The following is a 24,852-nucleotide window of genomic DNA, read 5'->3' on the forward strand; positions in this document are numbered from 1 at the left end:
GTAGCCAAGTGCGGAAGGGATAAGCGCTGAAAGCATCTAAGCGCGAAGCCTGCCTCAAGATGAGATTTCCCAATTCGTAAGACCCCTGGAAGAACACCAGGTTGATAGGCTCGGGGTGGAAGCGCGGTAACGTGTGCAGCTGACGAGTACTAATCGGTCGAGGGCTTATCCTAACGAATAGACACGTAAGACAATGGATACTCACCTTCTTCCAATGCAGACCCACACGTATGTGTGGTGTCGACAAACGCTTTGTTTCGCATCCAGTTTTCAAGGCGCAAGCCTTGATTAAAGTTGATCTGGTCTGGTAATAATGGCGGAGGGGTTCCACGCGTACCCATCTCGAACACGACCGTTAAGCCCTCCAGCGCCAATGGTACTTGGACCGCAGGGTCCTGGGAGAGTAGGACGTTGCCAGGCCGGATTCAATTCTTAATGTATGTTTGCTTATATTCCCTGATAGCTCAGTTGGTAGAGCACTCGACTGTTAATCGAGTTGTCACAGGTTCGAGTCCTGTTCGGGGAGCCATTTGGAGAGGTGTCCGAGTTTGGTCGAAGGAGCACGATTGGAAATCGTGTAGGCGTCTAAAGCGTCTCGAGGGTTCGAATCCCTCTCTCTCCGCCACAATACATCAGAAGTAAGCATGGCCCCTTGGTCAAGCGGTTAAGACACCTCCCTTTCACGGAGGTAACAGGGGTTCGAATCCCCTAGGGGTCACCACTACTTAAGAACTGCCAGAAATTAAGTGTTGCAATCGATGTGCGATATAAGGTATGATAAGAAATGTCGCCTCACGAAGTCTCATCATGATTAACGACGCGGGGTGGAGCAGCCCGGTAGCTCGTCGGGCTCATAACCCGAAGGCCGCAGGTTCAAATCCTGCCCCCGCAACCAAATGAACTACCCTCGGGTTGTTACCGAGCTACTAACGTGGAGCTGTGGTGTAGTGGCCCAACATGCCTGCCTGTCACGCAGGAGACCGCGGGTTCGAATCCCGTCAGCTCCGCCATTAATTCACGTAGTTAGGCTCGATAGCTCAGCTGGTAGAGCAGAGGACTGAAAATCCTCGTGTCGGCGGTTCGATTCCGTCTCGAGCCACCATCTACAAACCAAATAACTTTCATGCCGACTTAGCTCAACTGGTAGAGCAACTGACTTGTAATCAGTAGGTTGGGGGTTCAAGTCCTCTAGTCGGCACCATTTCTTATCTCCTAATCGTGGAGGATTAGCGAAGTGGCCAAACGCGGGAGACTGTAAATCTCTTCCTTCGGGTTCGGTGGTTCAAATCCATCATCCTCCACCAGTTTTCTACTCTACATAGGGGCATAGTTTAAGGGTAGAACAGCGGTCTCCAAAACCGTTAGTGTGGGTTCAATTCCTGCTGCCCCTGCCAATTAAATATTAATCGCGGCGGTCGTGGCGAAGTGGTTAACGCATCGGTTTGTGGATCCGACATTCGGGGGTTCAATTCCCCTCGTCCGCCCCATTTGTTTCAAAACCAGACTTGTTGGGGATTAGCCAAGCGGTAAGGCAACGGACTTTGACTCCGTCATCCAAGGTTCGAATCCTTGATCCCCAGCCATTTATATGCGGAAATAGCTCAGTGGTAGAGCATCTCGTTGCCAACGAGAAGGTCGCGGGTTCGAGCCCCGTTTTCCGCTCCATCTTTATCTAGACTTTGGCGCCATAGCCAAGAGGTAAGGCAGAGCTCTGCAAAAGCTTTACCCCCAGTTCGAATCTGGGTGGCGCCTCCAAAACCTTACGCTTGCGCCCTTAGCTCAGCTGGATAGAGCGTTTGACTACGAATCAAAAGGCCAGGAGTTCGAATCTCTTAGGGCGCGCCAATTGTAACGCAATTGAATATGCCGGTGTGGCGGAATGGCAGACGCGACGGACTCAAAATCCGTTTCTCGCAAGGGAGTGGGGGTTCAAGTCCCTTCACCGGCACCACTATCTAAAAGGTACCATGGACTCAATGATCCATGGTTTTTTTATTTTGTCCAAATAAAAGTTACCCCCCGCATACACAAAATCCTGCATTTACATCTTCCAATTTCGCCCCTCCAAGCTCAATTTCACTACTTATTCCTGTTCTTTACGACCATCATCGTTGATTTTCTGACATTTTTCCGAAGGCGATGGCTATATTCTCAAAAGGAATCACTTTATAATAGGACTAATTGGAAGGGTTTACAAACAATTGGAGGGGATGGCGTGATCCACACCAGGGTGATGATCGTGGACGACGAAGTACCCATTCGGGAGAGCCTAAGAATGTTTCCATGGGTCCAGTATGGCTTCGATTTGGTGGGGGAAGCCCGCCATGGAGAGGAAGCGTTGGAGATCAGCGGTCGCCTGAAGCCCGCGATCGTCGTGACCGACATCGTTATGCCGATTATGGACGGTTTGCGGTTGACCCGCTTGCTGAAGGAACGGCAGCCGGAGCTCCAGGTCATACTGCTCACCTGCCATAGCGAATTCGACTACGCCCGCGAAGCATTGGCGCTCGGTGCCAGCGATTATTTGGTTAAGGGCGCATTCCGGGACCAAGACCTGCTTGAGGCATTAAATAAAGCGCAAGAGCGGCTCCCCGAGCAAAAGCCGAACGAACCGGATAAACGTTACGAAATCCGTCATGCGCTCGAATACGTCGATAAGCATTTAAGCGAGCCGTTTGACCTGGGAGCGATGGCTTTGCACGTAGGACTAAGCGCCAATTACTTGGGCGTTCTGTTTCGCAAGGAAACGGGGGCAAGCTTTCAGGATTACGTTAAACGCAAGCGGTTGGAGAAAGCGGCGCATTTGCTCCGGCATAGCCATTTGAAAGTATACGAGGTCGCATCCGAGACCGGCTTTCCGAACTATCGCTATTTCACCGACGTGTTCTGCCAACAATACGGCCGAAGCCCGCGCGAGTTCCGGAATGGCCATGGTTAAGCTGCGCGGCATGTTTGGAAGCATGTTCGTCAAACTGTTCTTGGCGTTATCTTTGGCCAGTCTGCTCGTGTTTTCCGGACAAATGTACAGCGCTCTCGGCAGTTCCCGGCAAGCGCTGATGCAGCAAAAATCGGAAGACATGACGATGTTCATGGAACAGACCGGACAATATCTCGATCTATATCTGCAGAACATCCGCAACATTCTCATTAGCGTATCCGACCGTATGAACGATGATTTGCTGGCTAACCCCGTCGCTATGCAAAGAATGCTTCAGGAGCAAATTGAACGCAACATCGGTATCGTGTCCTTCCTATACATCCAAACGGACGACGGGACGATCGTTTCGAGCAATCAGCTAGCTTACGGCGTGGTCGGACATCCGCAATTGCCCGGCCTTTTCCGTATTTCCGAAGAAACGTATGGGCAGGTCAAATGGAGCGAACCGTATTACTCGCCGATGCTGACCGACCAGACTATCGCTTTCGCTATTGGTTTTAAGAACCGGCCGGGGAAGGTTCTGGCTGAAATCAATAGAGGTAAGGAAGTCGTATACCGGTTTGCATCCAATTCCCTTGGAGATCGTACGGAACGGATCGACTTGATTTACGACGGCGGAGCCGCATTGTCATGCTTGGGACTAGGCGGAAGCGAGGCAGCCGTTCTGACGACGGACCGCAAATTATTGCAGGTTGATCTCGTTAAGGGCACTGTCGGAACAACGGCAGTGTTGCCTGCCGGTGCCGATCTGACGCAACTTCACTGCGTTCTTGACCAAAACACGCTTGTGGCAAGCGATCGGGAGGGCGCTGTGTATGTGGTCAATGGCGAGGGGGACGGTATCCGGCGGTTGGACGGCATTCGCCTCTCTTCCAACGATGCTAGTATCGTTAGGCTTGACGGGGAACGGATCATTTTCTCAGGCGTGAATGATGAAATTCTTATGTATGATCTGCCGAGTGAGCGGTGCGTCACTCTGAACGTGAAAACTCCGTCCATCAAAGGAAGAGCGTTTAGGGCAACGCTGACGGGCGGAGCCGTACTTGCGGACGGAACGATGGTTGGCGGGACAGCGGACGGTTTACTGTTTACCCTCTCGCCGGACCAACACAAAGTGACCGCCTACGGCAGACTGTATTCCAGTGGACAGCTTCGGAATTTCATCAAGCTGAACGGTGATTCCATCCTTGGGGTATATGGTGGCGGCAGGGATGCGGGGCACGTGTTCCATTATTCGCGAGACGGCAGTTTTGTCGATTGGGGCAGACCCCGGGTGATCAAGGACAATATTCAACTCTATTCTCTCGATTCGGAGTGGGCCAGCATTCACGTGATCTCTTGCCTGGCTTATTCTCAAGAGGATGATTGCCTTTATGTCGCGTCGGGAGAACAATACGGGTGCGTCATCCGTTATCAAGGGAATGGGTTTGCGGTAAAAAGGTGCTTGGAATCGTAAAGAAGGGGCTATTCGCCCCTCTTACGCGATTCCAAGCAGACTGGCTGCGTCTCCTACCGCGATCACTCCGGGAGACATAGATCCAACAGACAACCGGAATTCAACCGCGGATTCGTTCCATGTCGCTTCGGCTCCGGCAACAGGTAATGCATCCCCGCTGCCGAGCAGTTTAGTTGGCACCGTAAAAGTCAGCTCCTGTTCCTCATCCGTCAAGTTAAACACATTGATTACGCCTCCAACTTGCTCTTCCAATGTGTGGAGGTGAACATACTCGGTTATTCCATGGAACGTTCCCCGCACGAAATAAGGCTTCAACCTCCGGTACAGACTCATCTGCTCTTTGTAATCGTTATACCGCCGCTCCCGGTCATAGGACGCTAGAGCTCCGGCGAATTCCACGGTCGGATGGCTCGTTTTGCCGCCGATGCCCAAATGCCGTACAGTGGAAGCTGTCCACCAGAAAAACACACACGCGTCGTTGTCGGCTGCCATCGTGATGTGCAAATAAAGCGGGATGCTGCAGCCTAGATTGTAGTAATAGAGCGCTAAAGCTTTGCCTGTCCTCAAGTCTTCGATGCAGTTCCACATATACTCGAAGCCCCAGTTTTCGTCGTAGCTGCCGATTCCCTCGGCGCCTTGCCGGAAATAAGTAGGCACATAGAGCGCATTGGTCCAAGGCCATACCGGATCGTGGACTTCCGTCAGCACATCAGGGCATTGGCGGCGAACCTCCGCGGCCAACCTGTAAACATTGTTGATGTGATCCAGCGGCGTAGAAGGTACCGGGTGCCCGTGGGTCGGGTCATAACAAGGACCGCGCCAATCCATTTCGTCGAACATCATAAACCGGATGCCTTGTTTCGTGATTGCCAGAATCCGTTCCAGCTTCTCCTGATAAAACTCGGGGTGCGAGAGGCACATTTCCCAGAAGTGGTAACCCCACACGGGCTCCATCTTTTCCGGCTGCATAAGTCCGTACGAATGCCGGACCTGATAGTCTTCGTCCCAATGACGTTTGTACGCGCGAAGAATCGTCCGGTAGCCCAAGTCCAGCCCGTATTGCTCCTTCAACTCGCGGACGAGATCGGCTGCGGATCCGAGCCTTGATTCGTCCCAGAGCGTAAGCCCTTCGGCGACCTCCCAACCGGGATCGAGATAAAGCAGCTCGCAACCGCAATCACGGGCCTTCGAGGCCTCTAGCAGAATAGCTTCTTTGTGATAGTGTTGACGCAATTGTTCTTCATTCGAGTGATGCCAGCCGATATCGTATAGAACGTTCCAATTGACGGGTGGGTTATAATCCGCAGCGAACGTATGGCCTTGCTTCTCCAGAAAGGAACGATAGATTGTGTAAGCCGATTGAATACCGCCTTCATAAGGAAAATAATATGTAGTTCCGAAAACAAACTTCTCGCCTGGAGACAAGAGCCGCACTCCGGATGGTTCACCATAAAGGGAGAGCCCTGCGCCCCCAAAGCACAGCACCGCTTCTCCTTCGACATCGCCCGGCCTTGCAATGGAGTATTCGATTTGTTCATTGTTATATTTGATTACGACAATACCCCGCTCGCCATCTCCCCAAGCCCATGCCTCCGAGCGAAGTCCATCCTCGTCGAAGGGCGGCTCTTCTCTCGAAGCGTCTATGTAAGCCGCGTTGCTCGCATTGCCCGACAAGAGGCGTTCAATCGTATAATCGTGTACGCTGCCGTCCAACTGCACCAAGAAGGGAATTGCGCTTAAACGCCAATGTTCCCGATCTTGCAGCAAAGCCGTAAATCCGAATTTTACTTGGTCCACTTGAACCGGATAATCATTAGGGTTAGTTAGAGAAAGGATCTCGGAGAGAAACTCTCCTTCTTTAAGGAATCTCTGCACCAATAATAAACCGGAAGCAGCGAAGGTTCCGGTGATTTCTGTCGCATCGGCATATAGACGGGAGGTCCAATTCGTTAGACTATCCGTGCTGCACAATTGTTCTTGAAAGCGAGATTGAAGCTCGTACTGATAAGGCCGCTCCGAGAAAGTCGTTAGGGAATCCGATGAGGTGAGCAGCGGGGTATTCTCTTGAATGGATAATCGCAGCATGAAACTGCCTCCCAACAATTAGGGTAATATTGCTCTTATTCGCTAATATATCAGATGAAATTTCAAAGTCAACTCAAAAACGAAAAAATGTTGACACTGTTATATCATCTGATATATTAATGAAAAAGGAGTTGTGGATGATAAGATGCCAGACAAAAATCACGACACTATGGATAAAAATTGGCTAGCCGGCAGACTGGATATGAAAGAAGCCATTTACGAAAAGTTAAAAGATATGATCATGAGACGCGATTTCACTCCGAACGAACGGATTGACGCTGCCGAAATCGCCGAGAAATTCGGAATTAGCCGTACTCCCGTGCGTGACGCCTTAAATATGCTGGATGCCGAAGGGTTTATCAAGACTGTGCCGCGTCAAGGGATTTATGTGAAAGGCATTTATAGGCAAGATTTAATCGAGCTTTTCCAATACCGGGAAATGGTCGAACTGTTTGCGCTTGATACCGGCTTTGATGCGTTAATAAAGGATTTGAAAGACATTTCCGCAGATATTCATCGTTTCGAGACGTTCTTGATATCGGAAAATTATGACGGTTATCAGGTGATGGATTCGGATATCAAGCTGCATAAAACAATCGTCGCTTCTACACGAAACAAGGTGATTATGGATTATTACGATAAAGTAAACGGGCATGTCCAGATGGCCAGAGCCTATTACTTGCAAGATTTGCAAAGAATCAAGCAAGCGCATCTCGAACATAAGTCATTTCTTCAAGCTCTTGAGGAGGGGGATAAAGAAGGGGCTAAGCTTCATTTGAAACAGCATTTGGAACAAACATTAGCTAATCTTCTGACGATTATCGATATTTACAAAGTTTTTTAAGGAGGACGTTCAATGAAGAGATTAGCTGGAAAAGTAGCCGTCATTACGGGGGGGACGGCCGGAATCGGTGCCGGAATCGCGAAGTTGTTTGCTCAGGAAGGAGCTAACGTCACCGTTGTAGGAAGAAATCGGGAACGTGGTCTTCAAGTCGTTCGCGCGATTGAAAGCAGCGGCTCCAAAGGCATGTTTATTCAAGCGGATGTAGGCGTCAAAGAGGATACGGTTCGGTACATCGATGAGACGTTATCCGCATTTGGCGGTTTGCACATTATGGTAAACAACGCAGCCATTATTCATCAAGCGCAAGTGGTGGATACTCTGGAGGAAGATTGGGAACTCATTATCCGGAACAATCTCACAAGCTGTTTTCTGGGCAGCAAATATGCCGCGCAAGCTATGATCAAGCAGGGCGAAGGAGGCAGGATCATTAACGTTTCTTCCATTCATGCTACACTTTCGGAGCCTTCCTGTTCAGCTTATACAGCAGCAAAAGGCGGCATTGAGGCTTTTACGAGGACACTGGCCACAGAGCTAGCGCCTCACAAAATTACGGCAAATATACTTGCTCCCGGAGCTACATATACGGAGCTGACGTTGCCGATGTATACGCCTTCTGTGAAGGAAGCGCTGTTCAAAAGAATCCCGTTGAAGGATATTGCCCAACCCGAAGATATCGCTCATGCGGCATTATATTTGGCTTCCGATGAATCCAGATATATGACGGGGTCCACGCTTACGATAGATGGCGGTTACGTTATGGACGGCAGCCTGCCGGATGCAGCCTACTGGGAGAAGTAACTTTTTTTGAGGTTATTGATATATCAACAGATATTTCTGAAAGGGAAAAAGCCAATGAGCGAAAAACTTATAGGTCATGAACAGCTTCACGAATGGTGTGTAAGCAAACTAAAACAGGTTGGAATTAGCGACAGACACGCCGGTATAACGGCTGACGTATTAATTCATGCCAATCTTAGAGGCGTCGATTCTCATGGGGTTCTGCGAATGGAGCACTACGTGCAAAAAGTTAAGCAACAAGGAATAAATTCGGAACCTGATATCACGGTGAAAATCACCGGCCCCGTGACGGCGATTGTGGATGGCGACGATGGACTGGGTCATGTCGTAGCAGAAAAAGCAATGTCCTGTGCGATTGAACTCGCTCATAACAATGGAGTCGGTATCGTTAGCGCCATAAACAGCAGCCATTGCGGGGCACTATCGTATTTTGTAGAAATGGCGGCAAGGGAACAGCTTATTGGCATTGCGATGACGAATACCGATAAAATGGTCGTACCTTTCGGTGGAAGTTCCGCTTACTTCGGTACGAATCCGATGGCGTTCGGCTTTCCGGCCGGAAATCGCCAACCAATTGTTATAGACATGGCTACAAGCTCGGTCGCCTATGGTAAAATTCTCGAAGCCATTCATCTGCGCAAACCAATCCCTGCGGATTGGGCAGTTGATTCAGAAGGACAACCGATTACTGACCCGCATCAATTTAATGCGCTTCTCCCTTTTGGTGGACCGAAAGGTTATGGGCTTGGCATGGTGGTGGACATCTTTGCCGGCATTTTGACGGGGTCGCCGTTCGGTCCTTATATCGGTAAAATGTACGGCGAAGATTTCAGCGACCGCAGGAAATTGGGGCATTTTGTTTGTGCGTTCGATATTTCCAAATTCACCGATCAGGAATTGTTTACCCGGAATATTACGCAAATGATGGACGATTTGCATAATATGCCGCCAGCCCCGGGATTCGACCGCGTCATTCTTCCGGGAGAGCCGGAATGTTTAAGAGAACAGCACAGGCGTCAACATGGAATTCCGATATCTGAGGAGTTATATACCTATTTATGCGTATAACAATAGCGGCGAAAAAAAAGCTCTCAATGGTCAACTGGCCATGAGAGCTTTTTTTATGCCGCCGAGTAGGATGCTGAGAAGATTTCAGGTATATTAATGGGACAGCAAGGAGGGATGAGTGTGAATTTGAAGCATTGGCGAGTGAAAAACAAGATAGCCGGGACCTTTACGCTGCTGTTTTTCGTGGCGATCTTTGGATTGGGCGGCTTGACTTATGTCCATACGGAGAGAGATTACACTAACCGGACGTTGGAGCTGGTTCATACATCGCTTGCGCAGATGACGACAACGGTGGAGCTCTACCTACAGGATATGGAGAGGCTCTCGCTGGCAATTTTCAGCGATCCGATCATTCAACGCATTTTACGCCAATCTTCTTCCGAGTATGGCGTGCAATATGACAATAACGAAATGATGTCCCGGATGGTTCAATTCACCTCTCCGTGGCCGTATATACAAGGCGTCTATCTGTTTGCCGATGACGGCCGGATATTCAGCATTGCGAAAGGCTCAGGGATATCCAGCGATTACAGCATACTACAAGAACCCTGGTATCCCACGATACGTGAAGGTACGGCTGCTCCCTTTTTCTACTGGCCGACGGGACCCGAATCTACGGTAGTCCGCAATCCTCAGCAGGTGTTCTCCTTGATTCGCCCCATTAACGATTTATCTGAAGGGAAAAAACTCGGTTATTTGAAAATAGACATGAACGCGCAAGTGATGAGATCCACATTGTTTAAGGCGGCGCTTGCCAAACAGGATGGAGATCTGCTTTTACGGTATATGCTGCTTGATTCCGAGGCGAATGTCATGTACGACAGCGAGGAGCAGGTGACTGGAAAAAAGGTGCCTTACGAGCTGGAATCCGTGCTCTCGCTTCAGGAAGGGAGCGTGAAATGGTCGGAAACCCGTTATCTGTTCTCCAAGAACAAGTCGAACTATAACAACTGGACTCTCTTGGCTCTTGCGCCTAATAAAGATGTCATTAATCAGTCGGTTAAAATCCGCAGCTTGATCATTTTTCTGGGAATCATTACTTTGGTTGTTATCAGTGTTGCTTCCTATATGCTGGCAGCCGGCATTAGCCGCCCGTTAACTTCTTTAATTAAGACGATGAAGCGCGTGGAGCTTGGCGATTTCAAGGTGCGGGCGGAGGATAGCGGCCAACAAGACGAGATAGGGCGTCTATCCAGAGTGTTCAATATGATGCTGGAGAGCGTGGACAAGCTGATCCATCGGGTATACCTGCTGGATATCCGGCAGAAGGATGCAAAGCTAATGGCGCTCCAAGCGCAAATCAATCCGCATATGCTGTTCAACACCTTAAATAGCATGAAGGCGTTAAGCCGAAAGCAACAAGCGCACGATGTTGCGGATATGGCTGAAAACTTGGCCGATTTGTTCCGTTACAGCATGAAAGGCTGGAATCGTCCGGTAACATTGGCGGAGGAATTGGAGCATGTTCTTAACTATGTCCATATCCAAGAAGTCCGTTATCGGGATAGGCTGAAATTTGAATGTTACATTCCGGATTCTCTGCTTCGTGCCCAAATCGTTAAGCTGTCTATTCAGCCGCTTGTGGAGAATGCTATTATTCATGGATTAGAGCCGAAGATTGAGGGAGGGACCCTCACGCTTAGCGCCCGGGTTCAGCCGGAACCCGAAAGCGAATCCCAGAAAATGATAATCACAGTAAGCGATACGGGCGTCGGAATGTCTCCGGACCGGGTGAGGTCCATTAATGAGGTTCTGGAAAACAACGACATTTCCATGGATGAACTACCGGAGACGAAGTCGGGCATTGGATTGCTAAACATTCATAAGAGGATAAGGCTGCTGTTCGGTGCTCCGTATGGGCTTTATTTGGAAAGCGATGAAGGCGTGTGGACGATCGTTTCTATTCACATCCCCTATAATGACAGCATGATTCACGACAAGGAGTAAATCACAATGAACATTCTAGTTGTTGAGGACGAGCCAATCGCATTGGAAGAGCTCGAATCTTTGCTAAAATCATATGAACCCGGCCATACCGTATATAGTGCCGTAAATGGCCTGCAAGGGTTAGAACTGGCTAAGCGCCATTGTCCGGATTTGATCGTGACGGACATTCGTATGCCGGGAATGGACGGTTTGGAACTGATTCGCCAAATCCAGCAGATCAATCCCAACGTCGAAGCTATTATCATTAGCGGGTATGACGATTTTGCGTATGCACGCACTGGTCTTCAACTGGGCGTGAGAGATTATTTGGTTAAGCCTTGGAAGCAAAAGTCGCTGCTGACCGTGGTTGGCGCTATTCTCGAGCAGCTGTCCGTTCGGTGCGAGGAGAAACGGAAGGCTGACAACTGGAAAATTATTCGGGAATTGGAAGGCCGAAATCCTTATTCGGAACAAATACAGGCGTTGTCCGGAGAATGGATTATTATGGTTTCCACATTAAACAATCTGCGATCCGCGCATAAATGGGTAGAACATGAGCCGCTAACGAAAACCACAATTGCCGAGTTACTTTTTTCCGTTCATATTGTCTTTCCCGATTCCCACTTGCAAGTAGTGTTATTTCCTTGCGATGAAGGAACAACCAAGGCAGTCCTGCAGCAAAGCGTTCAACATATACATGAGGCTTACGCTAACCAAGGGCTGAATGTGCATTCCATTGCTGTCCTTAAGAAAGACGATGAGCTTTCACACGAAGCATACGCCCGAGCGATCAAGATGTTGGAGCAGCAAATTCGATTGGAAAGCAGCACATATACGTATTTGACAACCGAGTATGCTGCGATAGATATGATCGGCGTTTGGAATCAAATCCGGGCTCTGGAGGCTTTGATAGCGAATCGGGAGATCAAGCATATTCGTCCGCAAATCGATCGGATCGTTATGCAGATCCGCGTGCTGAAAGTTCCGGCCAAAGAAATCGGAAGCCTTGTTAACGATATGTTCACAGCGCTGCAATTCAAGCTAATGCCGGATCGGAACTCTCCCTATATCGACATGGAAATCATAACGGATACGCTAATGAGCATTACCTCCTATAGTGAATTGGCAGACTCTCTAGAGAAATGGCTGTTGGAGTTTCTGTGGAATCTAGGCGGCGCGGGCAAGGAGCCAAGAGAGCTTGTCCATAAGCTGATGGGTCAGATCCGTCATGGTTATCATCGTACCGACTCCTTGATTCAATTCGCCGCAGAGCACCATATTAGCGTCAGTTATTTGTCCCGACTGTTTAAGGCAGAGGCAGGTATGAATTTCTCGGAATATTTAATCCGGGTAAAAATCGATCAAGCTAAACAATTGCTGGAGCTGGAAACTCTAAGCGTATCGAAGGTCGGCGAGCGTGTCGGTTACGAGGATAGTAAATATTTCAGCCAGCAATTCAAGAAATATACCGGCTTAACGCCGTCCGAATATCAGAAATCATGCAAAATACTCCCCCCGAAATGAACAAGTTAACCGGAAGCCTTAATGTAGAGCGCCTTTTATAATAAAGACAGTTCCAAATAAAGGGGAGGTCAACAAGGTGATTAATCGCACGAAAATGAGTATTACCGTATGTTGCTTAGCTTTGCTGATTGTATTAGCAGGTTGCGGCGGGGGAGGTAACAATACGGCTGGAGAAGAAGCCTCGCAAGGGGCGGCATCTACGCAAGGGGCGGAATCCTCGCAAGGGGCAGCATCTTCGCAAGGGACAGAGGCCCAGGTTATCCTTAAGCAGTATATCATTAATAACGCGAATATGAATCTGGAAGAAATCAACCGCAGATTCGAAGAAAAATATCCGAATATTAAAATCGAGTATGAAGGCGCTCCGATCGACCAATTTGTAACCGTTATCAAAACTAAGCTTGCTTCGGGCGACGCCCCGGATATATTCACCATTGGCGCAGGAACTGCAAAAGATCCATTCGTCAATGCCGGTTATTTACTCGATTTAAGTGACCAGCCTTGGGTAAGCCGGCTTACGCCGGGGGCGCTTCGTTCAGCGACGACCAATGGCAAAGTTTATGGTCTGCCCCGAAGCCAGAACGTGATAGGCGTTATATACAACAAGAAATTGTTTAAGGACTTGGGGCTGGAAGTTCCAACAGATTGGGAAGCTTTTCTTCAAACCGCCCAAAAGCTGAAGGATGCCGGACTTATTCCGATCGGAATGGGCTTGAAGGATCAATTCGTGACGCAGCTAGTTCCTTACGCAATGGCACCTTCCGCGATTTATCGCGACAATATCGATTTCGACCAACAGATGGCTGAAGGAAAACAAACCTTTGTCGGTTCGCAATGGGAGCAGATGATGAAGGATTATGTCGATCTGGATAAGCAGGGTTATATTAACAAGGGTGCGCTCGGGACGTCTAATGATCAAATTCTTCAGTTAATGAGCGCGGGCAAGATCGCTATGACGGTAAGTCTTAACGCGATGGTGCCAGCATTGAAAGCAGCCAATCCGGAAGCGGATTGGGGAATGTTCCCTTTGCCTTACGTTAAGAAAGGTGAACCGATTTGGGTTTCGGCCGGACCTGCGCTCTTTGCGGGAGGTTATTCCAAAACCAAGTATCCAGATGAAGTGAAAAAGTATTTGGATTTTGTGGCTTCGCAAGAGAGCATGAAACTCATTTTGGATACGGTTCAAGGGTTCTCGGCATTTACCGATGTTACGCCGAATTTGGATTCGGCGCTAATGGAAATCGAGCCTAGCTTGAAAACAGGAGCATACGCCTTCCTGGATCAGAATTGGCCAGCGACCGTGCAACCGGAAATGCTTGTCGGCATCCAGGGCGTATTCGCCGGAGGGGCGATTCCGGATATGCTGGACAAGATGGATAAAGCCTATAACGCAGGCACGAAAAAATAAATGGTTTCAGGGGGCGCAAATGGCAGGCAGCATTTGCGCCTTGCATTTAAGGAGGGGCAGCATGAAGCGAATCGGGTTCGACGGCGTATTTCTAATGCCGGCTTTTATGGTCTTTACTTTGTTTCTGGTATTTCCGGTCATTAGCAGCTTTTATTACAGCATGACCGATTGGAATGGACTCAGCTCCTCGATGGAGTTCATCGGATTGGACAATTTCCAGAGGATGTTTCAGGATAAGGCAGTTTGGAGCGGCTTAAAGAACACTTTTATTATCGCGCTTCTCGTAACCGTTTTTCAGAACGGAATCGGACTTCTATTGGCGCTTGGGCTTCAAGGTACCGGAAGAATTAATCGCTTTATGCGCGTGTGGTTTCTATTTCCCGCGCTGTTAAGCCCGCTTGCGATCGGATATATCTGGAGCTATATGTATAATCCGCTTTTTGGCGTCATTAACTCCATCCTCGAATTTATCGGCCTTTCGGATTGGACACAGGACTGGCTTGGAGATAAGAAGCTGGCAATCTATAGCGTTATATTCGCTATTATTTGGCAATGGGTAGCTTTCAGCATGATTATATACGTTGCAGGGCTGCAATCCATCCCGCGCGACATGTATGAGGCTTCCAATATCGATGGAGCGGGGGCATTAAGCCGGTTCAAGCATATTACTTTTCCGCTCATTGCTCCCGCTTTTACTGTTAACATGGTCGTGACGATGATTGTTGGACTTAAGCTCTTCGATATTGTGTTCGTTATGACAAACGGAGGGCCTGGAGGAGCGACGGAAAACTTAGCACTTATGCTGTACAGACAAGCATTCTCTTTGAATCAGATGGGTTATGCGAATGCGATCGCGATCTTAATGTTTGCGATCATTCTAATCTTCTCGCTCATCCAGGTGACCCTTCTTCGTAGAAGAGAGGTGGAATACTGAGATGAGAGTCCAACGCATGTTTCTTCCGGCTGTGCTGTTGATCTGGTCGATTGTGGTGTTCATTCCGTTTTACCTTGTAGTGACCATGTCGCTGAAATCTCCCATGGATTTGCAGTTCAGTCCATTAAGTTGGCCAAGCTCGCTGCAATTCGCGAATTATTGGAAAGCTTGGACGCAAGCGAATTTGGGGCATTCGTTCATGAACAGTATTCTGATAACGGCGACCTCCGTGATCTTGATTGTCATATTGAGTTCAATGGCTGCCTATCCGTTGGCAAGAAGAACGGAGAAATGGTCGGCGATGTTATATGTGTACTTTCTTGCCGGGATTATGGTGCCGTTTCAGCTCGCTATGATCCCGCTCTATAAGCTATTAAAGGCGCTGCACCTGATAGGGGAGTATACGGGTGCAATCATGATTTATAGTGCGATGGGGATATCATTTGCCGTTTTTTTATATGTTTCTTTTTTCAAGACGGTGCCGCGCGAGATCGAAGAATCCGCGCAAATCGACGGCTGCGGACCGTTGAGGCTGTTTTGGGTCATCCTGTTTCCATTAATTAAGCCGATTACTTCAACAGTCGTTATTATTAATAGTCTTTTCATATGGAATGACTTCTTCATTCCGATGTTGTTTCTGCAAAACAAGGCGATGCGGAACGTTCCTTTGTCGTTATTTACGTTCACGAGTGAATATACGAACAATTGGATGTTGATTTTCGCGGCTGTGGTTATTGGTTCGCTCCCGTTGATCTTGCTATTTATATTGCTGCAAAAGCATTTCATTCAGGGGATTGCTAGCGGAGCCGTTAAGGGTTAATGGGAGAGGATCGTGATAAAATGTCTATTTCAAACAAGCTTGTCGTTGAGCGGTTAAGATGTGAATCAATGATTAATCCGATAGGTATCGATATTGCTATCCCAAGATTTAGTTGGACGCTGAGCTCCGTTCGCCGCGGAGTATCGCAAACCGGATATCAAATCGTCGTTTTCGATGGCAAAGATGTCATCTGGGATTCAGGCAAGGTGCTGACGGATAGCTCTATTCACTGCGAATATGCCGGACCTAATCTGCGATCTAGATGCCGTTATGAGTGGAAGGTGCGGGTATGGGACGAACTGGGGGGGACATCGGCTTGGAGCGAGATCGCCTTCTGGGAGATGGGGCTGCTTCTACCTGAGAATTGGGTGGCGCGATGGGTAGAGCCGGAACAACAGCCGGTGATCGAAGAGTCGCCGATGGACTTTTACGATCGAGCCAAGGGATTGGTACCGACGGATGTCGGGCGTCTACATCCTTGTCCGATGCTTCGGAAGCAGTTTACGGTCGGGCCAGGTGTGAAAAGGGCGCGGATCTATGCGACGGCTCATGGCATCTATGAACTCGAGCTTAACGGAAATCGTGTTGGCGATCAGGACCTAGCACCGGAAATGACAGCTTACCAAGCTTATTTGCAATATCAGACTTATGAAGTAACCGATGTGCTGACGGAGGGCGATCATGTGATCGCAGCGACGCTAGCGGACGGTTGGTATGCGGGTAGAGTCGGGCTAATGGGCGATAACTGCCAGTACGGTAATAAGTTGGCACTGCTTATGCAGTTGGAGATCGATTATGCGGACGGCCGGAGACAAACGGTCATCACAGACCGGAGCTTCAAATCGAATACCGGTGCGCTTGTCTATTCCGATCTATTCATCGGTGAACGATACGATGCCCGGTTAGAGAGAGCCGGATGGAGCACGACAGCTTATGACGACAAAAACTGGCAACCGGTGCGCGAGGTGGAGCATGACCGCGGCTGTTTAATCGCCGCTTATGGCGAGCCTGTTCGGGTCATGCAGGAAATAGAGCCGATTGCTGTATTGCATACGGCTAAAGGAGAAACGGTTGTTGATCTTGGGCAAGTCATTGCGGGCAGAGTTCGCATGCGCGTTCGCGGGGCAGTATCCGGAACAGAGATTAAACTTGAGCATGGAGAAGTGTTGGACGAGAATGGCAACTTTCTCAACAATATTATCGGCCGATACAAAGATCAGACGGATTTTTATGTGGCTCGAGGGGCGGAAGAGGAAGTTTACGAGCCGCGTTTTACCTTTCATGGCTTTCGTTACGTCAAAGTAACCGGATATCCCGGAAAGTTGGATACTGCCGACTTTACGGGGATCGTTCTGTCCTCAGACCTTCGTCCGACAGGGGACTTTGAATGTTCGGATGAGCGGATTAACCAACTGCAGGCCAATATTCAATGGAGTCAAATCGGCAACATGCTCTCCATTCCAACGGATTGTCCCCAGCGGGAACGCGCGGGATGGACGGGAGATATACAAGTGTTTGCCCCGACAGCTTGCTTTAATCGCGACGTGAATGCTTTTCTGACAAGATGGCTGCGCAATGCGGCAGTTGAACAGAGGGTGGATGGACAGGTTCCTATCGTTGTGCCATATTTGAAGGGATATGAAGAAATCACGGCGCTAATGTCGACGGATTCATCGGCAGGATGGGGAGACGCCTGCATTATCGTACCTTGGGTGCTCTACGAGCGATATGGCGATATGAGGGTTTTGCGGGAAAACTATCCTATGATGGCAGGTTGGTTAAACTATATTGAACGGTCTGCATATAAGGGACTGCCGGAAACCGATGACGGATCCATGACACCTGAGCGTAGAGAGCGTCAGCGGTACTTGTGGAATACCGGATTTCATTTCGGGGACTGGCTCATTCCAAGCATGAGCGTCAGCAAAGATGGAAAAGGCGTCGATATGATGCAGAGCGCTTTTGCCACGAAGGAGCTTGTATCCACTTGTTTCTATGCTTATTCGACGCAATTGATGAGCCAGATCGCGCAGCTGCTTGGATGGAATGCGGATGCCCAGCGATATGCTGAGTTGAACCGGAAAGTTCGCATGGCATTCGCCGAAGAATATTTGGACGAGAACGGGAGGCTGCAGGCACACTTTCAGGGCATTTACGTACTCGCGCTGCAAATGAATATGATCCCTGACGAAACTCGCGGCCTTGTTATGAATCAATTGGTAAACCTGATTGAAGAGAACGGCAATCGATTGGACACCGGGTTTCTGTCCGTCCCGTTTCTGTTGGATGTGCTTTGCGATAACGGGCGCAGCGATGTGGCTTACCGTTTGCTGTATCAAACGGAGTGCCCTTCCTGGCTCTATGAAGTCGAGAAAGGCGCGACAACGATTTGGGAAGCGTGGCGGGCAATTATGCCAAGCGGCAAAGTAACGAATGTGTCCTATAACCATTATGCTTTCGGATGTGTCGGGGATTGGTTGTACAGGAAGGTTGCCGGATTAAATAATGCGCTCCCTGGATATAAGCGTATCGTGATCAAACCCGATATCGATTGCGGGCTAACCTATGCGAAAGCTCAATACGAGTCGGTATACGGTACGATTGTGACGGAATGGAAGCTTAAAGGGAATCAGGTCGTTCAGGAAGTTAAGGTACCGGCAAATACGACGGCAATCGTATATTTGCCGGGAGCGAGCTTGGAACGATTGACTGAAGGCGGAGATCCGGTTAAGGACCAGTCGGGGTTAAAGTCCGTAAAGGTTGAAGAGGATGCAGTTGTGATTGAGATTGGCAGCGGTGGTTATGTTTTTGAATATATCAGGACTTGAGTATTTACCCGCTTGATTCGATGGTGTAGCATTGCCTTATAACTGCGCGCAGGAAATAACCGGAAGGGGTATTAAGGTGGCTAAACCAAACGAATCGGCGAGTGCTTTACGTTATGATGAAAATATGCGGTTAGCAGAAACAGATAGCTCCGGTTTGGAATGGTTTTCTCCGATAAGAGGTCCATTTCGAATTTTCGGTTTTGCTTGGCTGCAAAAGGATGAAATTTACCGAAGACTACCGGTTAACCCCGGATGGAATGTTCCAGAGGACGTCGATCAACTGGCCAATTGTACAGCCGGCGGGCAAATCCGGTTTATGACCGATTCATCGAAGCTTTCAATAAGGGTTCGGTTATCCGGGTTGGCAGACATGTACCACTTGCCTGCGACAGGCCAGTGCGGCTTTGATTGCTACATTGGAGAACCGGGGGAACAGCAATATTATTCGACTACAAGGTACGATCATACTCAAAAGGAATATGAAAATGAATTGTTTGACGATGGCGGTGAACGGAAAATTCGGTGCTTCACACTGAATTTCCCACTCTATCAGGGAGTAGAGGAAGTGTATATCGGATTAGAGCCGCGTTGTCATATCAGTGCTCCGCCAGCGTACGATAATGAAAAGAAGGTCATTTTCTATGGTACGTCTATTACGCAAGGAGGCTGTGCTTCCCGTCCTGGCATGGCCTACACGAATATACTAAGCCGCAGAATCAACCTGGAATTTATTAATTTAGGTTTTTCCGGAAACGGTAAAGGCGAACCGGAGTTAGCTCGCATCATTGCGGAAATCGCGAATCCGGCTTGTCTCGTATTGGATTATGAAGCCAACTGCGTAGATACTGAATCACTTCGTGCGAGCTTGCCTGAGTTTATTCGCATTTACAGAGAGAAACATCCGAAAGTGCCGATTTTGATTCTCTCGAAAATTAAGTTCGCTAAGGAAGAATTTAGCGAGACGTCAGCACAAGTGCTGGAAGAACGTAAAGAAATCCAACGATTCAACGTCGAGAAAGCCAAAAATCAAGGAGACGACAATATTCATTTTTTCGATGGATCATCGTTACCGGGTGAATATGCTCAGGAGTGTACCGTAGACGGTGTGCATCCGACAGATTTGGGTTTCCTGATGATGGCCAATGGTTTAACCCCAGTGATACAGAGGCTTGTATCTCAGTAATTATAAAAACTCTCCGGGCTTTAGGCCCGGAGAGTTTTTATTTGTCATCGTGGAAGCAGAGCAGGCAATCATCCTGAAGAATATGCTGGGTCCAGAGCTTCTCGATCCGATCAAAGGGTTCGTTCTGCAACGCGATCAATAACTCCTCATGTTCGGCGGGCACCCTGGCTAAATCCGTGAATAGCTTCGTATTCTTGATAAAATGCAACCGAAGCCTGTTTACGATTCCTGACCAGATTTGTTGCGTATAGGCCGAGTCTTCTGATGAAACAACGATCTCGTGAAAGCGAATGTCTGCTTCGACGAGAGAGGCCAAGTCGCCGTTGTCGGCTGCCGATTTCATAATATCTATGATGTCTCTTAGCGACTGATACATCGTTTCGCTCCAGTTGGAGTGTTTCTGCTTCAATGCATGGATCTCCAACTGCAGACGAATCGGGATCAATAAATCCACGACTTCGCCTTTGCTTACATCCGCTACAGTCGTTTCCCGATAAGGCGAGCTGACGACAAGCCCCAAAGCTTCCAAGTCTCTTAACGCTTCGCGAATGGGCCCGCGGCTAATTGCCATCTGTTGCGAAATATCCAACTCGCGAAGTTTATCCCCGGGCTTAAGATGCCCTTGAATAATCGCATTTCGAATATCGGACATAACGCGTTGACGAAGAGAGAGGTTCTCCTGATTCTTGAAATGGAAAGATGTCATGATTGTCTCCTTAGCTTACAACAGTAAGCGAGATGCTTTATTGGACTAGTATAGAGGAATGAACTCATCAATTCAACAAATGAATGTTTATAATAGATTGTTGACAATTATCGTGCGACGGATCACCAGAGCAGATCGATCGCGTTTTGTAGCGCTTTGGCGATGAATTCATACGAAAAATTCAACAAATGATTGAGATCGATCGATTGTTGACAATCTTCAAAACTGAACGTATGATAGGGCTAAAAAGGTAGAAGGAGGAAAATCCGCATGAATGTATTAGCCATCTGCGCGCATCCGGATGATGCCGAAATCTGGTGCGGTGGAACGCTTGCCAAATACGCCGCCCGCGGAGATCGGGTGACTATCGCAATCGCAACAAACGGAGAGGTGGGTTCGCCTACGCATCCGAAAGAAGAGATTGCGGAAATTCGGCGTCAAGAGTCGATTGTAGCTGCGGAGGTCATCGGAGCGGAATTGATCTGGATGGGCTACCGCGATGAGTTCCTGTTCGATACGGAGGAAACAAGATTAGCTTTCATTGAAGCCATGCGTTCCAGCGGAGCCGATGTAGTGCTTACCCATTGGCCGGACGATCTGTACAATCCGGATCATACGATTACGGGCAGGGTTGCTAACGATGTGGCGATTATGACAACCGTTCCTAACATTGTGACAGCAAGTCCGCCGCTTGGTAAAATCCCTATTGTTTATTTCATCGAAAGCGTTGCCGGACTTGGCTTCCAGCCGGAGGAATACGTGGATATTACGGATTCGTTCGAGCTCAAGCAGAAGATGCTGGCCAAGCACGAGAGCCAAGTTGGCGACTGGCTTAAGGATCAATATGGCTCCAACGCCATGGAAATGATCGAAGTCATCGCCCGTTTTCGCGGTATCCAGAGCGGGGTGCGTTATGCGGAAGGTTTCATCAGAGCCAAAGCTTATCCGCGCAACATTACCGGGACTTTGCTTCCCTGACCTCATTCGAATAGGAGGGATTGGAATTGAGACGATTTGAGAATCAAAGCGTTATCGTTACTGGCGGGGCAACGGGTATCGGATTTGCAACCGCGAAGCTATTCGCAACGGAAGGGGCGAATATCGTCATAGCCGGCCGCAGCGAGTCGAGCGGGGCGCAAGCTTTGAACGAGTTAAAGAAGCTCGGTGGTCAACCGCTGTTTGTTCGCACAGACATAAGCAATGAAGCGGACGTCCGGAATATGATCGAGCGTGCTTCGGAGCAAACGGGCCACATCGATGTAATGGTCAATAACGCGGCGATGTTCTACGAAAGCGAGTTTTTACGGGAAACGACGGACCGTTGGCGCGCTGTCTTCGATACGATCGTCAACGGAGCGTATTGGTGTTCGAAATATGCGGCTAACGCTATGACGGATCAAGGGATCCGCGGAGCAATCATTAATGTATCTTCGATCAATGGATATCGAGCATTGAACCTGTCCAGTCATTACAATGCTGCCAAAGGAGCGCTCGATCAATTAACCCGTTGCACGGCATTTGAACTAGCGCCATATGGAATTCGGGTTAACGGGGTGGCACCCGGCTTTATCGATACGGGGCTGTCGGTCATCGGCGGAGTCAACGAGTTAGAGACGGAATGGTTTAAGAACGACTACGTGGAGAAGCGAAGAATACCGCTCGCTAGAGCAGGGAGTGCCGAAGAGGTCGCATCGGTTATCGCTTTTCTCGCTTCAGAAGCATCCTCGTACATACAAGGCGCAATTATACCCGTAGATGGCGGCTTGTCTATTACATTTTAAGGAGATATCTGAGAGATGTCGCAAGAAGCGTGGCAGCAGATTAACCCGGAAATCCGCCGTAAAATTTTACCGCCCGGCAAGCAAATGATGAGCATGCTGATCGAATTCAAACAAGGCGGCTTCGGGCCTGAGCACGCTCATCCGCATGAGCAGCTTGGCTTCGTAATCCAAGGAAAAATAAAAATGCTGCTAGACGGCAAAGAAATTGTAGCGGAGGCGGGGGATCAAGTTTGCGTACCGGGCAACATCCCTCATTCCGTGCTGGCGCTTGAAGATTCTCTCGTGCTGGAAACGTTCACGCCTTTGCGTGAAGATTTGTTGTCGACGATGCCCGCAATCATAGAAACGGAGATGAAATCATGAAGATTACGGAAGTTGAAGCGATATATTTGAGAATACCGGATCTGGATGCTGCGCAATGCGATGGAACGCAGGATACGCTCCTCATCCGCATCCATACGGACGAAGGAATCGTAGGAGTGGGCGAGGTTGATTCATCCCCAATGGTAGCCAAAGCGGTAGTCGATGCTCCCGCTTCCCATTCCATCGCCGTCGGCCTTCGCAGTTTGCTGATCGGAGAAAATCCGATTGAAATAGAGCGACTATGGGACAAAATGTATCGCGGTACGATTTATTTTGGCCGATCCGGACCGGCGTTGCATGCGATCAGCGGCGTAGACATTGCCCTGTGGGACATTTTCGGCAAAGCTATGAACCGTCCCGTCTGCGAGATGATGGGCGGCGTATTTAATCGGAAGCTGAAAGCCTACGCCAGCGCGCTTATGCCGGAAACGATCGAGGAAGCGGTACGCATGGCGGAGCAAAATGCAAAGCTGGGGTATAAAGCGATGAAGTTCGGATGGGGGCCAATTGGACGGGATCCGAAATTCGACGAGGCCCAAGTCAAGGCGATTCGCGAAGCGGTAGGCGACGATATTGATATTATGATCGATGCCGGGCTCGCTTGGGATTTGAAAGGCGCTCTGCGGATGGCGGATATTTACGAGAAATACGGTGTGTACTGGCTGGAAGAACCGGTCCATTCCAACGATATCGCAGGATACCGCGAGCTTGCGGATCGGACGCGGATTTCCATCGCCGGCGGGGAACAGGAAAGCGGCAGGTTGGCGTTTCAGCGGCTGCTCGACGAGGGGCATTTGGACATTATCCAGCCAGACTTGGCAAGGGTTGGCGGACTGACCGAAGGGAAAAGAATCGCGTATTTGGCTTACGACCGGCATAAGAAGGTCGTCCCGCATGCCTTTAAGACCGGAATTCTAGTTGCAGCCAGCACGCATTTCGCGGTTGCGATTCCGAACGGCTTTATGATCGAATACACAATTTCTAATTCGCCTTTAGCGCGAGATTTGGTCAGCCGGGAAGTGGAATTCAAAGACGGATACGTTACGGTCCCTCTCGATCGCCCGGGTCTTGGCATTGATATAAACGAAACGATTCTAAACCGTTACAGGGTTAACTGAGGAGGAGAGTTCTCATGACAGCAACGATGCGAGCGCTCGTCTACGAAGGACCGTGGACGATGAACATTCGAAATGTCCCAGTGCCGGAACCCGGCGAGAACGAGGTACTTATACATGTTGAACGTGCAGGCATATGTGGCTCCGAATTGGGCGGATTTCTGGGTCATAATTCGTTGCGCAAGCCGCCTCTTATTATGGGCCACGAGTTCGCCGGCACTATTGCGAAGACGGGCAACGGTGCGGTTAAGTATCGAAAAGGCGACCGAGTCACCGTGAACCCTCTTGAAACCTGCGGTGAATGCGTAGACTGCCTAGGTGGAAACGAGCAGCTTTGTTCACGGCGGAAGCTGCTGGGCGCCCATGCGCCGGGTGCTTTCGCGGAATATGTCGTCGTCGCGGAGAACAATATTTACCTCCTTCCGGATTCCGTCACTATGGATCAAGCGGCCTTTACGGAACCGCTCGCTTGCGCTGTTCATTTGTGCAGAATGCTGAATTTAAATCCAGATGACCGGTTGCTTATTATGGGAGCGGGACCAATCGGTTTGTTTGCCCTTGCTGCTGCCCGCACGTTGGGCTTACGAGATATCGTGGTTGCCGATCTCAACGTCGAAAGACTGCGAATCGTCGCGGAGCTTGGGGGTATTCCCGCGCAGGGAGCCGAGGAGATTGCCAAGTTGAAGCCTAATGATGGTTTTCATGCGGCTGTGGATGCAGTCGGCTTGCAAGCGACTCGCCTAGGTTGCGTGGAGTCCGTCCGTAGAGGTGGGAGAATTGGCTTAACCGGTCTTCATGAGGCAGACAGCAACCTTCCTATTAATACGATTATCCGCGAGGAGTTAAAGCTGTTAGGAGCTTTTGCTTACGCGCCGAACGATTTTGAAACCGCATTGCAATGGATCGCGGAAGGAAATATTAATTTGCTGCCGTGGACAGAGCATCGGCCATTGGAGCAAGGGCAGGCTTGCTTCGAGACATTAATTTCGGGACCCGGAGCCATCGCGAAAATCATGCTCCGTCCTTGATAAAGAAAGTATATGAACCATTAATAAGTGATACAGAAGGGATTGAA

At 49.3% G+C, this 24,852-nt stretch carries 19 protein-coding genes, 15 tRNA genes and 2 rRNA genes; 34 read left to right on the top strand and 2 right to left on the bottom strand.

The genetic code is table 11. The features are described 5' to 3' along the window. The 19 genes from K7P76_RS18310 to K7P76_RS18400 form a co-directional block, all read left to right on the top strand. Window positions 1-173: ribosomal RNA gene (locus K7P76_RS18310) — 23S ribosomal RNA — on the top strand; the annotation flags it as partial. A gap of 130 nt (window positions 174-303) precedes the next feature. Beyond that, window positions 304-420 (top strand): 5S ribosomal RNA (gene rrf, locus K7P76_RS18315). A gap of 33 nt (window positions 421-453) precedes the next feature. Next, window positions 454-529 (top strand) — tRNA-Asn (locus K7P76_RS18320). A 3-nt stretch (window positions 530-532) separates the two neighbouring features. Then, a tRNA-Ser gene (locus K7P76_RS18325) sits at window positions 533-625 on the top strand. A 21-nt stretch (window positions 626-646) separates the two neighbouring features. Then, window positions 647-721 (top strand) — tRNA-Glu (locus tag K7P76_RS18330). A 97-nt stretch (window positions 722-818) separates the two neighbouring features. Further along, window positions 819-895, top strand: a tRNA-Met gene (locus tag K7P76_RS18335). 38 nt (window positions 896-933) lie between these two features. Continuing rightward, window positions 934-1,010: transfer RNA gene (locus K7P76_RS18340), tRNA-Asp, on the top strand. 16 nt (window positions 1,011-1,026) lie between these two features. Continuing rightward, a tRNA-Phe gene (locus tag K7P76_RS18345) sits at window positions 1,027-1,102 on the top strand. Between the two features lie 23 nt (window positions 1,103-1,125). Further along, window positions 1,126-1,201 (top strand) — tRNA-Thr (locus tag K7P76_RS18350). 19 nt (window positions 1,202-1,220) lie between these two features. Continuing rightward, window positions 1,221-1,304, top strand: a tRNA-Tyr gene (locus K7P76_RS18355). 16 nt (window positions 1,305-1,320) lie between these two features. Next, a tRNA-Trp gene (locus K7P76_RS18360) sits at window positions 1,321-1,394 on the top strand. A 17-nt stretch (window positions 1,395-1,411) separates the two neighbouring features. Further along, window positions 1,412-1,487: transfer RNA gene (locus tag K7P76_RS18365), tRNA-His, on the top strand. Between the two features lie 22 nt (window positions 1,488-1,509). Continuing rightward, window positions 1,510-1,583, top strand: a tRNA-Gln gene (locus tag K7P76_RS18370). Between the two features lie 7 nt (window positions 1,584-1,590). After that, window positions 1,591-1,665 (top strand) — tRNA-Gly (locus K7P76_RS18375). A 16-nt stretch (window positions 1,666-1,681) separates the two neighbouring features. Next, a tRNA-Cys gene (locus K7P76_RS18380) sits at window positions 1,682-1,755 on the top strand. Window positions 1,756-1,768: 13 nt separating this feature from the next. Further along, window positions 1,769-1,845: transfer RNA gene (locus tag K7P76_RS18385), tRNA-Arg, on the top strand. Window positions 1,846-1,865: 20 nt separating this feature from the next. Continuing rightward, a tRNA-Leu gene (locus K7P76_RS18390) sits at window positions 1,866-1,951 on the top strand. A gap of 264 nt (window positions 1,952-2,215) precedes the next feature. Next, window positions 2,216-2,938: a response regulator transcription factor gene (locus K7P76_RS18395; protein WP_232186769.1), complete on the top strand. Its 723-nt coding sequence runs from the start codon at window positions 2,216-2,218 to the stop codon at window positions 2,936-2,938. After that, window positions 2,925-4,394, top strand: coding sequence for a PDC sensor domain-containing protein (locus tag K7P76_RS18400; RefSeq protein ID WP_232186770.1), 1,470 nt, complete (start codon window positions 2,925-2,927; stop codon window positions 4,392-4,394). The genes K7P76_RS18395 and K7P76_RS18400 overlap by 14 nt, the downstream gene beginning before the upstream one ends. A gap of 21 nt (window positions 4,395-4,415) precedes the next feature. Here K7P76_RS18400 and K7P76_RS18405 read toward each other — a convergent pair whose 3' ends face one another. After that, window positions 4,416-6,479 (bottom strand): alpha-amylase family protein, encoded by a 2,064-nt coding sequence (locus K7P76_RS18405; RefSeq protein ID WP_232186771.1) that lies wholly within the window; start codon window positions 6,477-6,479, stop codon window positions 4,416-4,418. Between the two features lie 145 nt (window positions 6,480-6,624). On the opposite strand from K7P76_RS18405, the gene K7P76_RS18410 reads away from it, so the two are divergent. The 10 genes from K7P76_RS18410 (at window position 6,625) to K7P76_RS18455 (ending at window position 19,812) form a co-directional block, all read left to right on the top strand. Continuing rightward, a complete protein-coding gene (locus K7P76_RS18410; protein ID WP_232186772.1) occupies window positions 6,625-7,323 on the top strand; it encodes a GntR family transcriptional regulator in 699 nt (232 codons plus the stop codon). Window positions 7,324-7,335: 12 nt separating this feature from the next. Continuing rightward, a complete protein-coding gene (locus K7P76_RS18415) occupies window positions 7,336-8,121 on the top strand; it encodes an SDR family NAD(P)-dependent oxidoreductase (protein ID WP_232186773.1) in 786 nt (261 codons plus the stop codon). A gap of 54 nt (window positions 8,122-8,175) precedes the next feature. Continuing rightward, window positions 8,176-9,189 (top strand): ureidoglycolate dehydrogenase, encoded by a 1,014-nt coding sequence (gene allD / locus K7P76_RS18420; protein ID WP_232186774.1) that lies wholly within the window; start codon window positions 8,176-8,178, stop codon window positions 9,187-9,189. A 120-nt stretch (window positions 9,190-9,309) separates the two neighbouring features. After that, complete coding sequence (locus K7P76_RS18425) at window positions 9,310-11,136, top strand: cache domain-containing sensor histidine kinase (RefSeq protein ID WP_232186775.1); 1,827 nt, start codon at window positions 9,310-9,312, stop codon at window positions 11,134-11,136. 6 nt (window positions 11,137-11,142) lie between these two features. After that, the gene (locus K7P76_RS18430; RefSeq protein WP_232186776.1) at window positions 11,143-12,639 is read left to right on the top strand and encodes a response regulator transcription factor; all 1,497 of its coding nucleotides are present in this window, start codon (window positions 11,143-11,145) and stop codon (window positions 12,637-12,639) included. A 76-nt stretch (window positions 12,640-12,715) separates the two neighbouring features. Further along, the gene (locus tag K7P76_RS18435; RefSeq protein ID WP_232186777.1) at window positions 12,716-14,047 is read left to right on the top strand and encodes an ABC transporter substrate-binding protein; all 1,332 of its coding nucleotides are present in this window, start codon (window positions 12,716-12,718) and stop codon (window positions 14,045-14,047) included. A gap of 61 nt (window positions 14,048-14,108) precedes the next feature. After that, the gene (locus tag K7P76_RS18440; protein WP_232186778.1) at window positions 14,109-14,981 is read left to right on the top strand and encodes a carbohydrate ABC transporter permease; all 873 of its coding nucleotides are present in this window, start codon (window positions 14,109-14,111) and stop codon (window positions 14,979-14,981) included. A gap of 1 nt (window position 14,982) precedes the next feature. Then, window positions 14,983-15,801 (top strand): carbohydrate ABC transporter permease, encoded by an 819-nt coding sequence (locus K7P76_RS18445; protein ID WP_232186779.1) that lies wholly within the window; start codon window positions 14,983-14,985, stop codon window positions 15,799-15,801. A gap of 20 nt (window positions 15,802-15,821) precedes the next feature. After that, window positions 15,822-18,629 (top strand): glycoside hydrolase family 78 protein, encoded by a 2,808-nt coding sequence (locus K7P76_RS18450; RefSeq protein ID WP_444880219.1) that lies wholly within the window; start codon window positions 15,822-15,824, stop codon window positions 18,627-18,629. Window positions 18,630-18,705: 76 nt separating this feature from the next. Further along, window positions 18,706-19,812: an SGNH/GDSL hydrolase family protein gene (locus K7P76_RS18455; protein WP_232186781.1), complete on the top strand. Its 1,107-nt coding sequence runs from the start codon at window positions 18,706-18,708 to the stop codon at window positions 19,810-19,812. Window positions 19,813-19,849: 37 nt separating this feature from the next. Here the strand turns inward: K7P76_RS18455 and K7P76_RS18460 are convergent, their stop codons facing one another. Continuing rightward, window positions 19,850-20,518 (bottom strand): GntR family transcriptional regulator, encoded by a 669-nt coding sequence (locus tag K7P76_RS18460; protein ID WP_232186782.1) that lies wholly within the window; start codon window positions 20,516-20,518, stop codon window positions 19,850-19,852. Between the two features lie 270 nt (window positions 20,519-20,788). On the opposite strand from K7P76_RS18460, the gene K7P76_RS18465 reads away from it, so the two are divergent. The 5 genes from K7P76_RS18465 to K7P76_RS18485 are packed head-to-tail and all read left to right on the top strand — an operon-like array spanning window position 20,789 to window position 24,805. Then, on the top strand, window positions 20,789-21,496 hold the full coding sequence (locus K7P76_RS18465; RefSeq protein WP_232186783.1) for a PIG-L deacetylase family protein: 708 nt from the start codon (window positions 20,789-20,791) through the stop codon (window positions 21,494-21,496). 26 nt (window positions 21,497-21,522) lie between these two features. Continuing rightward, on the top strand, window positions 21,523-22,299 hold the full coding sequence (locus K7P76_RS18470) for an SDR family NAD(P)-dependent oxidoreductase (RefSeq protein WP_232186784.1): 777 nt from the start codon (window positions 21,523-21,525) through the stop codon (window positions 22,297-22,299). A 15-nt stretch (window positions 22,300-22,314) separates the two neighbouring features. Then, the gene (locus K7P76_RS18475; protein WP_232186785.1) at window positions 22,315-22,662 is read left to right on the top strand and encodes a cupin domain-containing protein; all 348 of its coding nucleotides are present in this window, start codon (window positions 22,315-22,317) and stop codon (window positions 22,660-22,662) included. Then, on the top strand, window positions 22,659-23,780 hold the full coding sequence (locus K7P76_RS18480; protein ID WP_232186786.1) for a mandelate racemase/muconate lactonizing enzyme family protein: 1,122 nt from the start codon (window positions 22,659-22,661) through the stop codon (window positions 23,778-23,780). The genes K7P76_RS18475 and K7P76_RS18480 overlap by 4 nt, the downstream gene beginning before the upstream one ends. A gap of 14 nt (window positions 23,781-23,794) precedes the next feature. Then, window positions 23,795-24,805, top strand: a complete 1,011-nt coding sequence (locus K7P76_RS18485; RefSeq protein WP_232186787.1) for a zinc-dependent alcohol dehydrogenase — start codon at window positions 23,795-23,797, stop codon at window positions 24,803-24,805. The last annotated feature ends 47 nt before the right edge of the window (window positions 24,806-24,852 follow it).

Source organism: Cohnella silvisoli, from assembly GCF_021190915.1.
Classification (GTDB): Bacteria; Bacillota; Bacilli; order Paenibacillales; family Paenibacillaceae; genus Cohnella; species Cohnella silvisoli.

Coding starts and splice junctions, on each gene's coding strand:
- K7P76_RS18400 (WP_232186770.1), top strand. CDS start 2,925: ATGGCCATGGTTAAGCTGCGCGGCATGTTTGGAAGCATGTTCGTCAAA.
- K7P76_RS18405 (WP_232186771.1), bottom strand. CDS start 6,479: ATGCTGCGATTATCCATTCAAGAGAATACCCCGCTGCTCACCTCATCG.
- K7P76_RS18410 (WP_232186772.1), top strand. CDS start 6,625: ATGCCAGACAAAAATCACGACACTATGGATAAAAATTGGCTAGCCGGC.
- K7P76_RS18415 (WP_232186773.1), top strand. CDS start 7,336: ATGAAGAGATTAGCTGGAAAAGTAGCCGTCATTACGGGGGGGACGGCC.
- allD (WP_232186774.1), top strand. CDS start 8,176: ATGAGCGAAAAACTTATAGGTCATGAACAGCTTCACGAATGGTGTGTA.
- K7P76_RS18430 (WP_232186776.1), top strand. CDS start 11,143: ATGAACATTCTAGTTGTTGAGGACGAGCCAATCGCATTGGAAGAGCTC.
- K7P76_RS18440 (WP_232186778.1), top strand. CDS start 14,109: ATGAAGCGAATCGGGTTCGACGGCGTATTTCTAATGCCGGCTTTTATG.
- K7P76_RS18445 (WP_232186779.1), top strand. CDS start 14,983: ATGAGAGTCCAACGCATGTTTCTTCCGGCTGTGCTGTTGATCTGGTCG.
- K7P76_RS18450 (WP_444880219.1), top strand. CDS start 15,822: ATGTCTATTTCAAACAAGCTTGTCGTTGAGCGGTTAAGATGTGAATCA.
- K7P76_RS18460 (WP_232186782.1), bottom strand. CDS start 20,518: ATGACATCTTTCCATTTCAAGAATCAGGAGAACCTCTCTCTTCGTCAA.
- K7P76_RS18465 (WP_232186783.1), top strand. CDS start 20,789: ATGAATGTATTAGCCATCTGCGCGCATCCGGATGATGCCGAAATCTGG.
- K7P76_RS18475 (WP_232186785.1), top strand. CDS start 22,315: ATGTCGCAAGAAGCGTGGCAGCAGATTAACCCGGAAATCCGCCGTAAA.
- K7P76_RS18480 (WP_232186786.1), top strand. CDS start 22,659: ATGAAGATTACGGAAGTTGAAGCGATATATTTGAGAATACCGGATCTG.
- K7P76_RS18485 (WP_232186787.1), top strand. CDS start 23,795: ATGACAGCAACGATGCGAGCGCTCGTCTACGAAGGACCGTGGACGATG.